Raw genomic sequence first — 12712 nt, 5'->3', positions numbered from 1 at the left:
GAGATTTCCTTAGGGAAATCTTTTTTTATGTCCGGATTACCATCGTAGTATAATTTAACTAATTCGGATTGGCTATCTAAGCAAAAGCGGAAGGAGACGGAAAATGGCGACGTTGTCAGATGTGGCTAAGAGAGCGAATGTTTCGAAAATGACGGTGTCACGTGTGATTAATCACCCTGATACGGTAACAGATGAACTGAAAAAGCTCGTTCATTCCGCAATGAAAGAGCTGAATTACATCCCTAATTATGCGGCAAGAGCGCTTGTGCAAAACAGAACACAGGTTGTCAAATTGCTGATTCTCGAGGAAATGGATACGACCGAACCCTATTACATGAACTTGCTGACCGGAATCAGCCGGGAGCTGGATCGCCATCATTATGCTTTGCAGCTTGTGACAAGAAATTCACTCAATATCGGGCAATGCGACGGCATTATTGCCACCGGCTTGAGAAAGGCCGATTTTGAATTTGTCATCAAAGCTTTTGAAAAGCCGTTAGTCGTATTTGGAGAAAATGAAATGGGCTATGATTTCGTCGATGTGAATAACGAAAAAGGGACTTTTATGGCAACCCGCCATGTCATGGGGCTGGGGGAGCGTGAGGTTGTCTTTTTCGGCATTGATTTGGATGAGCCATTCGAACGCTCAAGAGAACAGGGGTATATTCGGGCGATGAAAGAGAGCTGCAGAGAAACGAAGCTGTTTCGGATCGCTAACAGTTCAAAAAAAAGCGAAAGCCTGGCAAGAGAAGTTTTGAAAACGCTCGGCCGGCAAGCCGCGTTTGTCTGCGCCACCGACCGAATCGCGCTCGGGGTCATTCGTGCGGTGCAGTCACTCGGAAAACGAATTCCCGAAGATGTGGCCGTTACTGGAAATGACGGTGTTTTTCTTGACCGCATTTCCTCCCCGCGGCTGACTACGGTCAGACAGCCGGTTGTGGAAATGGGAGAGGCCTGTGCGAAAATGCTGCTGAAAAAAATGAATGAAGGCGGCGCAGCTCAAGGTCATTTGTTTTTTGAACCGGAGTTAATTGTGCGGGAATCAACTTTGTGAAAGCTTGATTCTGTTATCGGTAACAAGAGAAAAACGATTGCTTCTCCCGATTTCATCATGCTACCTTCAAAGCATAAGCCAGCCTACAAAAAGGGGGAAATATGATGGAATATGCCGCAATACACCATCAGCCGTTCAGTGCTGATGCTTATTCATATGACGGGCGGACGGTGCATATCAAAATCCGGACGAAAAAAGGTGATGCTGATCAGATTCGATTGGTTTGGGGCGATCCTTATGAATACAGCGGCGGCAGGTGGTCGGCAGCCGAGCAGCCAATGAGAAAAATAGCCGCAACCCAAAACCATGATTATTGGTTTGCTGAAGTGTCGCCGCCATTCAGGCGTTTGCAATATGCATTTATTGTCTCAGACCAGCATGAAAACATCTTTTTCGGAGCGTCAGGGGTCTGTCCTGTAAATAAAAAAACGCTGGAAACGATTCATTATTATTTTAAGCTTCCGTTTGTTCATGAGGCGGATACATTTCAAGCGCCTGAATGGGCGAAATCAACGGTTTGGTATCAAATTTTTCCGGAACGTTTTGCGAATGGAAGAGAAGACCTGTCACCGGAAGCTGCACTGCCTTGGGGGAGCAAGGACCCGGACGTTAATGATTTTTTTGGCGGAGATTTGCAGGGGATTATCGACAAGCTCGATTATTTAGAAGAATTAGGGGTGAACGGAATTTATTTAACTCCGATCTTCTCCTCTCCATCCAACCATAAATATGACACGCTGGATTACTATTCCATCGATCCGCATTTTGGGGATCGGGAGCTTTTCCGGACATTGGTCAGCCGGCTTCATGAGCGGGGAATGAAAATTATGCTTGATGCTGTTTTTAATCATATAGGCAGCGCTTCTCCGGAATGGCAGGATGTTGTAAAACACGGGGCCCGGTCCCGCTACAAAGACTGGTTCCATATTCACTCTTTTCCTGTGAAAGAAAACAATTATGACAGGTTTGCGTTTACGCCTGATATGCCGAAGCTGAATACGGCTAATCCGGAAGTACAGAGGTATTTGTTTGAGATTGCTTTGTACTGGATTCGTGAATTTGACATTGACGGCTGGCGTTTAGATGTGGCAAATGAAGTGGATCACGCTTTTTGGAAGGCATTCAGGCAGGCTGTAACGGCCGAGAAGCCCGATCTTTATATTTTGGGAGAGATATGGCATTCCTCCGAACCTTGGCTCAGAGGAGATGAGTTTCACGCTGTGATGAATTATCCTTTCACAGAGCCGATGATTGCTTATTTTGCTGACCGGGAGATTTCTGCTTCATCCATGGCCTATCGATTAAACGCGCACTTGATGAATGGGATGCGGCAGGCCAACGAGGTGATGTTTAATTTACTGGACAGCCATGATACAGAACGTCTTCTGACAAGGTGCGGAAATGATGAGAAAACAGCCCGTGCTCTGCTGGCCTTTATGTTTGCTCAGACAGGAGCGCCCTGCATCTACTACGGAACGGAAATCGGTCTGGACGGCGGGAGAGATCCATTATGCCGGAAGTGTATGGTTTGGGAAAAGGAAAAGCAAAACCAGGAAATGCTCAGCTTTATGAAACGCTTAATCACTTTACGCAAAAAAGAAAACGCTTTATTGACGTACGGAAGTCTTGAGTGGCATCTGCTTGATGATCAAAACGATTGTATCAGTTTTTCGAGGGTTTTCAATGGCAGGCAATTGATTTTCTATTTTAATCAGGGGAACCTGGCCTGGGAAATCCGTTTGCAAGATTTTAATATGGAGAGAAGCAGAATAGTTTACGATGCGTGGACGGATCAGATCCTTCAACATGATGCCGCTATTGCTGTTCAGCCGGGAGAATTTTTAATTTTGAGTGCTGACGCCCCTGTCTGAATTCTGTTATCGGTAACAGGCTGAAAGGCTTTGAAACCGCTTTCTCTAACAGAGTAGAATTGTAATAGATTCATAATAAAAGGGGGAAAAGATATGGCGGGGTTCGTCAAAAAGGGATTGGCTTTATTGACGGCATCAGTTTTGGCATTCTGTCTCGGCGCCTGTTCAAATTCAAAGGAATCGGCCGGCGCTGACGGCAAAAAGGTACTGACCGTGTCCGTTGAAGAAACCTATAAAAAATATATTGAAAGCATTAAAGGAGAGTTTGAAAAAGAGAATCACGTCACAATCAACATTGCAGAAAAGCAAATGTTCGATCAGCTGGAGGCGCTTCCTTTGGACGGCCCGGCCGGCAATGCGCCTGACGTTATGCTTGCCGCATATGACCGGATCGGCAGTTTGGCGCAGCAAGGCCATTTGCTTGATCTAAAACCTGCTGATACAAAAAGCTTTGGAGATAAAGAGATGCAGCAGGTAACGGTTAACGGAAAGGTGTATGGAATGCCGCTGGTGATTGAGACGCTTGTTCTGTATTACAACAAAGATCTTATAAAAAAAGCGCCGGCAACATTTAAAGACCTTGAAACATTAACAGAGGATCCCCGGTTTTCATTTGCTTCTGAAAAAGGAAAGTCAACGGGATTTTTAGCAAAGTGGACTGACTTTTATATGTCGTACGGTTTGCTGTCCGGTTACGGCGGATATGTATTCGGGAAAAACGGCACAGATCCCGGGGATATCGGCCTGAACAATAAAGGGGCTGCAGAAGCGGTGAAATATGCGGAGAAATGGTTTAAAACGTATTGGCCAAAAGGCATGCAGGATAACTCAAGCGCAGACGATTTTATTCAGCAAATGTTTTTGGATAAGAAAGCGGCTGCAATCATCGGCGGGCCTTGGTCGGCTGCCAATTTTCAAGAGGCCGGCCTGAACTATGGCGCCGCTCCTATTCCGACATTGCCAAACGGAAAAGAATATGCTCCGTTTGCGGGCGGCAAAGGCTGGGTTGCTTCAAAATATACAAAGGAACCCGAGCTGGCTGAAAAATGGCTTGAGTATGCAACAAATGATGCCAATGCTTACGCCTTTTATGAGGATACAAATGAAGTTCCGGCCAACACAGCCGCAAGGAAGAAAGCGGGGGAGCAAAAAAATGAGCTGGCGTCAGCTGTTATTAAACAATATGAATCAGCGGCACCTGCGCCGAATATTCCTGAAATGGCCGAGGTATGGACCGGCGCTGAAAGTTTAATGTTTGATGCGGCTTCGGGGAAAAAAACAGCAAAAAAATCGGCGGATGATGCGGTAAACGTCATAAAAGAAAACATCAAAGAAAAGTATGTGAAATAAAATCGGAGGGGAAGTGTCCGTAAGAATAGAGGGCGAAAAATGAATAAAGATGATACACTTTTACACCAAAAACGGAAGACGCCATGGTTTTTATCGATCATTCCGGGAATTGGACAGATCGCGAATCAGCAGATATCAAAGGGGATCTTATTTCTGGTCATTACGAGTTTGTTTGCTGTTGAATTATGCGTTTTCGGTATTGAGGCGCTGACCGGATTGGTTACCTTGGGAAGTGTTCCCGGTGAAGATCACTCATTATTTATGCTGATTGAAGGCACGCTGCAATTGATCTTGACGTTGATTTTTCTCATGTTCTATATCTTTTCAGTTTATGATTTCCGTCATACCGCCGCTATGAAAGCGGCGGGTTTGAAGGTGAATACAGCGGCCAAGGATATCATCCGCCATGCGGGAGATAAAGGGTTTCCTTATTTATTTACACTGCCGGCATATCTCATGATGGTGTTTGTGATTATTTTTCCTGTTCTGGTGACTCTGTTTGTTGCCTTAACAAACTATGATTTTTATCATATACCGCCTAACAGTCTGATCGACTGGGTCGGCTTTAAAAATTTCTTGAATATCTTTTTTGTCGGTTCCTACCGGGAAACATTTGTGAATGTACTGGGCTGGACCATGATATGGACAATCTGTGCAACAACGCTGCAAATCATTTTGGGGATCGTGACGGCACTTTTTGTGAATCAAGATTTTATTAAAGGCAGACGGATATTCCGAATGATTTTCTTATTTCCATGGGCTGTTCCGGCCTTTATCACAATTATGAGCTTTTCCAATATTTTTAATGACAGTATAGGGGCGATGAACACGCAGGTGATTCCATTAATTAACCACCTGCCGTTTGTGGAACTGCCGGCGATCGCGTGGAAGACTGATGCTTTCTGGACGAAGACCGCTCTGATTATGATTCAGACCTGGCTTGGCTTTCCTTATATTTATGTCATGGTAACGGGGGTCTTGCAGTCGATTCCGGGTGAATTGTATGAAGCCGCAAAGATTGACGGGGCTTCTTTTATGCAGCGTTTTCGCAATATTACATTACCGATGATTTTATTTGCGACAGCACCGGTGATGATTACACAGTACACATTTAACTTTAATAATTTTTCGATCATCTATTTGTTTAATGAAGGCGGTCCGGGAAGTGCGGGAGCCGGTGCCGGGTCGACCGATATTTTAATTTCCTGGATCTATAAACTGACAACCGGCACTTCTCCGCAATATGCTGTGGCAGCGGCCGTGACATTGTTAATTTCTTTCGTCGTCATTGGAATTTCCCTGATTGCTTTTAAAAAGTCAAATGCTTTCGGCAATGAGGAGGTGATGTAGATGGGTTCCAGAACGGCCGGAATGCTTACGAAAATCTGCACCTATTTATTTTTGCTGGTTTTAAGCATTGTCATTTTATATCCGCTGCTGATTACGGCTTCCTCCGCTTTCCGTGCGGGAAATGTGACGGCTTTTCAGCTCGATTTCTCAGGTTCCTGGACTTTTGATCATTTTAAGCGGCTGTTTGAAGAGACGCTCTATCTTCATTGGTACAGCAATACACTGATTATCGCGCTGTCAGTCATGGTATTGCAGGTCACGATTGTAACGCTTGCCGGGTATACGTACAGCCGCTATCGGTTTGCGGGGCGAAAAAAGAGTCTTGTCTTCTTTTTAATCATTCAAATGGTGCCCACAATGGCAGCGCTGACTGCTTTTTATGTATTGGCCATGCTGATAGGCGCTCTTGATCAATACTGGTTTTTGACAGCGATCTATATCGGCGGCGGAATTCCGATGAACACGTGGCTGATGAAAGGTTATTTTGATACAGTTCCGAGAGAAATTGATGAGGCTGCGCGGATGGATGGAGCGGGGCATTTCAGGATATTTGCCTCCATTGTGCTGCCGCTTGTGAAGCCGATGCTTGCCGTTCAAGCGCTTTGGGCGTTTATGGCGCCGTTCGGGGACTATTTGCTGGCGAAGTTTTTGCTTCGCTCGCCGGAAAGGCTGACCATTGCAGTAGGATTGCAGTCGTTCATTTCAAATCCGCAGCAGCAAAAAGTCGCCCTGTTTGCGGCGGGAGCTATACTTGCCGCACTGCCGATATGCATCTTGTTCTTTTTTCTCCAAAAGAACTTTGTATCCGGGCTGGCGGCGGGCGGAACAAAGGGGTAGTTCAATGAAGAATGTGCAAAATGAAAGCTTTATGATCCGCAGTCTTAAAGCGTCGGTGTCTCCGTCAGGTATTTGCCGTTACGGGAAAACATTCAGCTGGCTTCAGCTTTCCTTTCTCTTTATGTTTTTAACGTCCTGCCTTATGGCGCCGTTTACGATGTCGTTTTTGAAAATGGACCGCTTCAGCCTCAAATTGGTTATGCCTGCGGCGCTTTCTGCAGTGAATGATCGTTTTGCCGAACAATTAAACGGTATTCAAATCAGGAACGGAAAACTGACAGGCGGACAGCATTTTGATCAAATTGAAGAGGGCAAACATCTGCTGGCAGTCGATATGGAGCATGAATGGAAACCAAACGGTGAAAATGGGCGTTTGCGTGTAAAAGGATATGACAACGCGGTCATATTCCAGCCTGACCGGCTGATTATTACCGACCAAAACGGAATGGGGTTTTCAGTTCGCTATGGGAAAGCGGACGCCAGTCTTACGGACCCGGGCGTATATGAGACGGAGGCTGTTATCGGTCAATTGTGGCTGGCACAGTATAAGCCGATGATCATGATGCTGGGGTGCGCAGTGATTTTTTTGATCCAGCTATTTTTTACAGCTGTGCTTGCGGGAGGCATCTGGATGGCAAAATTATCAAAAATGATCGATATCGCGTCATGTAAGGAAGCAGCTTCTGCAGCGATATGCGCATCGGCTCTGCCTGCATTCGCGGCAGCTGCTATCGGGTTGATCCGCTTTGATTTGATTACTGTATTAATGGTTCATACATGCGGCGTCACGTTGATGATTGCTTTTTTATTCAGATATATGGCCAAAACCCGCCGTCATAATGAAAATGTTCATTCGGGAGGAAGACATGATAAATCAGCGGTTGTTTGAGATTGATGAATGGAAAATCAAAACCAATACATTTCAAAAAGAGTATATACGGCTGCAGGAAAGCCTGACTTCTCTTGCCAACGGCTATATGGGCATCAGGGGGAATTTCGAAGAGGGGTATTCAGGCGGCAGCCATCAAGGCACATATATTGCGGGCGTGTGGTTCCCTGACAAAACGCGGGTAGGCTGGTGGAAAAACGGGTATCCGGACTATTTCGGAAAAGTGATCAATGCGATGAATTTTATTGGAATAGATGTGTATGTGGACGGTGAAAAAGTCGATCTCTATCAAAACCGACTCGAATCATTTGAGTTAGAGCTTCATATGAAAGAAGGAATTCTGAGGAGGAGCGCTGTTGTCCGTATTCAGGATAAAACCGTGCGAATCAAATCAGAACGATTTCTCAGCCTGGCCGTAAAAGAGCTATGTGCGATTCATTATGAAGCGGAGTGTCTGACAGGGGACGCCGTTATTACGCTTGTTCCTTATCTTGATGGCAATGTTGTAAACGAAGATTCAAACTATCAAGAGCGGTTTTGGCAGGAAAAAGAGACAGGAGCGGATTACCGCCGCGGGCACATAACGGCAAAAACGCTCGACAATCCATTCGGAACGCCGCGTTTCACCGTCTCCGCCTTAATGGAAAATTTGACAGAAGGCTATGTCAGTCAAAGCTTTCAAACTTCCGGCATGTATGCTGAAAATCGCTTCAGCTACCAAAACAAAGCTTCATTGAAAAAGTTTATTGTTGTCACGACTTCACGCGATGTTCAAGAAGCAGAGCTTACTTCGAAAGGGGAGGAGCTTTTGGCGGCTATTCTTAAGCAAGGTTATGAAGAAGCGAGACAGCAGCATATTGCCAAGTGGAAGGAAAGATGGGCAAAAGCGGATATAGAGATAAAGGGAGATGAGGAACTTCAGCAAGGCATCCGCTACAATATCTTTCAGTTATTCTCGACATATTACGGGGCAGATGCCCGTTTGAACATCGGACCGAAAGGATTTACAGGCGAAAAATACGGCGGTGCCGCCTATTGGGATACCGAGGCGTATGCCGTTCCGATGTATTTGGCGACAGCCGAGCCGGAAGTCACGAAAAACCTGCTTTTGTACCGCTATCATCATTTGGAGGCTGCCAAACGGAACGCCGCCAAGCTGGGGATGAAGGGGGCGCTTTATCCGATGGTGACGTTTACCGGAGATGAATGCCACAATGAGTGGGAGATTACGTTTGAAGAAATTCACCGCAACGGCGCGATTTGCTATGCGATCTGCAATTATGTCCAATATACAGGCGACCGCGCCTATATGGAAGAATACGGTATAGATGTTCTTGTTGAGATCAGCAGGTTTTGGGCCGGCCGTGTCCATTTTTCAAAACGGAAAAACAAATATATGATCCACGGCGTCACAGGGCCGAATGAATACGAAAACAACGTTAACAACAATTGGTATACGAATGTCATTGCGGCTTGGACGTTGGATTATACTCTACAAAGTCTCGAAAGGATCTCAGCGGAGAAACGCCGCCTTCTGGATGTGCAGGAAGAAGAATTGAAAGTCTGGAGAGAAATCATCCGGCACATGTACTATCCGTATAGTGAAGAACTGCAAATTTTCGTTCAGCATGACACATTTTTGGACAAAGACCTGCAATCAGTTGACGAATTAGATCCAGCTGAACGGCCTCTTTATCAAAATTGGTCATGGGACAAAATCCTCCGCTCCGGCTTTATTAAACAAGCCGATGTGCTGCAAGGCATTTATTTATTTCCTGACCGTTTCTCTATAGACGAAAAACGCCGCAACTATGAATTTTATGAACCGATGACGGTTCATGAATCAAGCTTATCGCCCTCCATTCACGCGGTGCTCGCTGCCGAATTGAGGATGGAAAAGAAGGCGCTTGAATTATATAAGCGTACAGCAAGGCTTGATCTCGACAATTACAATCGTGATACGGAGGAAGGCCTTCACATTACTTCAATGACGGGAAGCTGGCTGGCGATCGTCCAAGGGTTTGCCGGCATGCGTACTTTAAAAGGAACGCTCTCATTCACCCCATTTTTGCCGAATGAATGGGACGGTTACTCGTTCCATATTAATTATCGAAACCGCTTGATCAAGGTGACGGTCGAAGAAAGGCGCGCCATATTTGAGCTTGTCAAAGGTGAACCGGTGTCCATCACAGTTTATGGAGAACCGATGGTGCTGAATGAACGATGTGAAAGGAGAATGCCTGATGAGTGAATGGTGGAAAGAAGCTGTCGTGTATCAAATTTACCCGCGCAGTTTTTATGATTCCAATGGAGATGGATTTGGGGATTTACAAGGCATTATCAAAAAGCTTGATTATATCAAAAGAATTGGCGCGGATGTGATCTGGCTGTCGCCCGTGTTTGATTCTCCGCAGGATGACAACGGCTATGACATCAGTGACTACAGAAACATGTACGAAAAATTCGGAACAAATGAAGATATGTTTCAGTTAATTGATGAAGTGCATCAGCGCGGAATGAAAATCATCATGGATCTGGTCGTGAACCACACGTCGGATGAACATGCCTGGTTTGCTGAAAGCCGCAAGTCGAAGGACAATCCTTACCGGGATTATTATTTTTGGAAAGACCCGAAATCGGACGGTTCTGAGCCGAATAATTGGGGATCGATTTTTTCAGGCTCGGCGTGGACGTTCGATGAAGGGACAGGACAGTATTATTTGCACTACTTTTCGAAAAAACAGCCTGATTTAAATTGGGAAAATGAAGCCGTTCGCCGGGAAGTGTATGATCTGATGAAGTTCTGGATGGATAAAGGCGTTGACGGCTGGCGGATGGATGTGATCGGCTCCATTTCCAAACATACCGATTTTCCGGACTATGAAACAGATAACAGCAAAAACTTTATTGTCGGCCGTTACCACTCTAACGGCCCCCGCCTGCATGAATTTATTCAAGAGATGAACAGGGAAGTGCTTTCTCATTACGACTGCATGACAGTCGGAGAGGCAAACGGTTCTGATATTGAAGAGGCGAAAAAATATACGGATGCAGGCAGGCAAGAGCTGAATATGATCTTTACATTTGAACATATGGATATCGATACAGAACAAAACTCGCCAAATGGGAAATGGCAGATCAAGCCGTTTGATGTGATTGCTTTAAAACAAACGATGACAAGGTGGCAGACCGGGTTGATGAATAGCGGCTGGAATACCTTGTATTTTGAGAACCACGATCAGCCGCGGGTGATTTCCCGCTGGGGCAATGACGGTGAGCTGCGAAAACAGTGTGCGAAAGCATTCGCAACGGTTCTCCACGGGATGAAAGGCACACCGTTTATTTACCAGGGAGAAGAAATCGGCATGGTCAACAGTGATATGCCGCTGGAGATGTATGACGATCTTGAAATAAAAAATGCATACCGTGAACTAGTCATCGAAAACAAGACGATGACAGAAAAAGAGTTTGTCAAAGCCGTGATGATAAAAGGAAGGGATCACGCGAGGACGCCGATGCAATGGGATGCAGGAAAACATGCCGGATTCACAGCCGGAGACCCTTGGTTAGCGGTCAATTCCCGCTATCAAGAAATCAATGTGAAAGAATCCTTGGAAGATCAAGATTCAATTTTCTATTACTATCAGAAGCTCATTCAATTACGAAAGCAACATAAGATCATGGTATACGGAGATTATCAGCTGCTGCTGGAAGATGATCCGCAAATCTATTGTTACATCCGTAAATATCAAGGGAAAAAGCTTCTCGTCGTTGTGAATTTGTCGGAAGACAAGGCCCAGTTCGAAGCGCCTCCGGAACTGATCCATGAGCGTTGGAAAATCCTGATTTCGAACTATCCGCAGGAGCGGGCTGACTTGAAGAGTATTAGCCTCAAACCTTATGAAGCTGTGATGGGCATCAGCATATGAAAGCGGTTATTTTTGATTTAGACGGAGTGATAACAGATACTGCGGAATATCATTTTCTCGCTTGGAAGCACATCGCAGAACAAATTGATATTCCCTTTGACAGAAGTATGAATGAAAGCCTGAAAGGAATCAGCCGAGAAGAGTCACTTGAAAGGATCCTTATTTTTGGCGGAGCGGAAAAAAGGTATACACATGCGGAGAAACAAGAACTGCTGCATCAAAAAAACCAATATTATCAAACGTTGATCAGCAGATTGACGCCGGAAGATCTCTTGCCGGGAATCGGCAGGCTTCTTTGTGAATTAAAAAATGAACATATAAAAATCGGGTTAGCATCTTCTAGCCGCAATGCCCGCGCGATCTTAAAACGTTTGGCGATTATCGATGATTTTCAAGCCATTGTTGACCCGGCGGCTCTTGCGAAGGGGAAGCCTGATCCCGAAATCTTTTTAACAGCTGCAGCGCTGCTCGGTGTTTCCACGGCTGAATGCGCGGCAATAGAAGATGCTGAAGCAGGAATATCTGCAATCAAATCTGCCGGGATGTTCGCGGTCGGTGTCGGGCGTGAACAGTCGATGCTTGGTGCTGATCTGGTTGTGAGGCAAACCGGTGAATTGTCGTTTGAGCTGTTGAAGGAAGAATGGAAGCAGTATAGGGGAAAGGTTTTAAAAAGCATCAGAGAGTGAAAAAAACCTGCAAGAGACATCATCTCTTGCAGGTTTTTTGGGCATTACTTCTGGTCTTCTGTATTGCGTGTCAGCACTTTATCGATTAAGCCGTATTCTAAGGCTTCATCAGCTGATTTGAAGTTGTCGCGGTCTGTATCGCGCTCAATGACTTCAAGCGGCTGGCCGGTACGTTCAGCAAGCACTTTGTTTAATTTGTCGCGAAGCAAGAGAATGCGTTTTGCCGCGATTTCAATTTCTGTCGCCTGTCCTTGCGCTCCGCCAAGCGGCTGGTGAATCATAACTTCACTGTTAGGAAGCGCGTAACGTTTGCCTTTTTCTCCGGCTGCAAGTAAAAATGCTCCCATAGAAGCGGCCATACCGATGCAGATCGTGGATACTTTCGGTTTAATGAACTGCATTGTATCATAGATTGCCATACCGGCAGTGATTGATCCGCCAGGGCTGTTAATGTAAATGGAAATATCTTTTTCAGGGTCTTCCGCTTCAAGGAATAAAAGCTGTGACACGATGGAGTTCGCAACGTTGTCATCAATCGCAGATCCAAGCATGATAATACGGTCCTTCAAAAGACGGGAGTAAATGTCATAAGCTCTTTCTCCGCGGTTCGTTTGTTCAATGACTGTAGGTATTAAATTCATAATGCTCCTCCTTCACCTTTTAGGTAAGTATGTATTTACATGATACATTTTTGGTCAATAAAGGTCAAACAAAACGCTGATCAAAATGCCAACCTTTTCTTCTAA

10 protein-coding genes are annotated in these 12712 nt (G+C 45.4%); 9 read left to right on the top strand and 1 reads right to left on the bottom strand.

Annotation, left to right across the window (positions count from 1 at the left end):
• Positions 1–103: 103 nt before the first annotated feature.
• The 9 genes from J6600_RS16300 to pgmB all read left to right on the top strand — a co-directional run bounded on the left by J6600_RS16300 (position 104) and on the right by pgmB (position 11966).
• Positions 104–1054 (top strand): LacI family DNA-binding transcriptional regulator, encoded by a 951-nt coding sequence (locus tag J6600_RS16300; RefSeq protein ID WP_014418958.1) that lies wholly within the window; start codon positions 104–106, stop codon positions 1052–1054.
• 101 nt (positions 1055–1155) lie between these two features.
• The gene (locus tag J6600_RS16295) at positions 1156–2925 is read left to right on the top strand and encodes a glycoside hydrolase family 13 protein (protein WP_209387620.1); all 1770 of its coding nucleotides are present in this window, start codon (positions 1156–1158) and stop codon (positions 2923–2925) included.
• Positions 2926–3018: 93 nt separating this feature from the next.
• Positions 3019–4275 (top strand): extracellular solute-binding protein, encoded by a 1257-nt coding sequence (locus J6600_RS16290; RefSeq protein WP_209387619.1) that lies wholly within the window; start codon positions 3019–3021, stop codon positions 4273–4275.
• A gap of 39 nt (positions 4276–4314) precedes the next feature.
• On the top strand, positions 4315–5625 hold the full coding sequence (locus tag J6600_RS16285) for a carbohydrate ABC transporter permease (protein WP_159354623.1): 1311 nt from the start codon (positions 4315–4317) through the stop codon (positions 5623–5625).
• Positions 5626–6462 (top strand): sugar ABC transporter permease, encoded by an 837-nt coding sequence (locus J6600_RS16280; RefSeq protein WP_014418954.1) that lies wholly within the window; start codon positions 5626–5628, stop codon positions 6460–6462. It begins immediately after the preceding gene.
• Positions 6463–6466: 4 nt separating this feature from the next.
• Positions 6467–7351 (top strand): DUF1189 family protein, encoded by an 885-nt coding sequence (locus tag J6600_RS16275; RefSeq protein WP_061861562.1) that lies wholly within the window; start codon positions 6467–6469, stop codon positions 7349–7351.
• A complete protein-coding gene (locus tag J6600_RS16270; protein WP_209387618.1) occupies positions 7329–9602 on the top strand; it encodes a glycoside hydrolase family 65 protein in 2274 nt (757 codons plus the stop codon). The genes J6600_RS16275 and J6600_RS16270 overlap by 23 nt, the downstream gene beginning before the upstream one ends.
• The gene (locus J6600_RS16265; RefSeq protein ID WP_209387617.1) at positions 9595–11280 is read left to right on the top strand and encodes a glycoside hydrolase family 13 protein; all 1686 of its coding nucleotides are present in this window, start codon (positions 9595–9597) and stop codon (positions 11278–11280) included. Before J6600_RS16270 ends, J6600_RS16265 begins: the two co-directional genes overlap by 8 nt.
• Positions 11277–11966, top strand: a complete 690-nt coding sequence (gene pgmB / locus J6600_RS16260) for a beta-phosphoglucomutase (RefSeq protein ID WP_209387616.1) — start codon at positions 11277–11279, stop codon at positions 11964–11966. Before J6600_RS16265 ends, pgmB begins: the two co-directional genes overlap by 4 nt.
• 44 nt (positions 11967–12010) lie before the next feature.
• On the opposite strand, the gene clpP is transcribed toward pgmB, so the two are convergent.
• Positions 12011–12607, bottom strand: a complete 597-nt coding sequence (clpP, locus tag J6600_RS16255) for an ATP-dependent Clp endopeptidase proteolytic subunit ClpP (protein WP_003151513.1) — start codon at positions 12605–12607, stop codon at positions 12011–12013.
• Positions 12608–12712: the final 105 nt, after the last annotated feature.

Origin of the sequence: Bacillus sp. LJBV19 (genome assembly GCF_017797845.1) — a bacterium.
Taxonomy (GTDB): Bacteria; Bacillota; Bacilli; order Bacillales; family Bacillaceae; genus Bacillus; species Bacillus velezensis.
The sequence above is the reverse complement of the archived record's forward strand: the minus strand, read 5'-3'. Positions and strand labels throughout refer to the sequence as shown.

Coding starts and splice junctions, on each gene's coding strand:
- J6600_RS16290 (WP_209387619.1), top strand. CDS start 3,019: ATGGCGGGGTTCGTCAAAAAGGGATTGGCTTTATTGACGGCATCAGTT.
- J6600_RS16265 (WP_209387617.1), top strand. CDS start 9,595: ATGAGTGAATGGTGGAAAGAAGCTGTCGTGTATCAAATTTACCCGCGC.
- J6600_RS16275 (WP_061861562.1), top strand. CDS start 6,467: ATGAAGAATGTGCAAAATGAAAGCTTTATGATCCGCAGTCTTAAAGCG.
- J6600_RS16285 (WP_159354623.1), top strand. CDS start 4,315: ATGAATAAAGATGATACACTTTTACACCAAAAACGGAAGACGCCATGG.
- pgmB (WP_209387616.1), top strand. CDS start 11,277: ATGAAAGCGGTTATTTTTGATTTAGACGGAGTGATAACAGATACTGCG.
- J6600_RS16270 (WP_209387618.1), top strand. CDS start 7,329: ATGATAAATCAGCGGTTGTTTGAGATTGATGAATGGAAAATCAAAACC.
- J6600_RS16280 (WP_014418954.1), top strand. CDS start 5,626: ATGGGTTCCAGAACGGCCGGAATGCTTACGAAAATCTGCACCTATTTA.
- clpP (WP_003151513.1), bottom strand. CDS start 12,607: ATGAATTTAATACCTACAGTCATTGAACAAACGAACCGCGGAGAAAGA.
- J6600_RS16295 (WP_209387620.1), top strand. CDS start 1,156: ATGATGGAATATGCCGCAATACACCATCAGCCGTTCAGTGCTGATGCT.
- J6600_RS16300 (WP_014418958.1), top strand. CDS start 104: ATGGCGACGTTGTCAGATGTGGCTAAGAGAGCGAATGTTTCGAAAATG.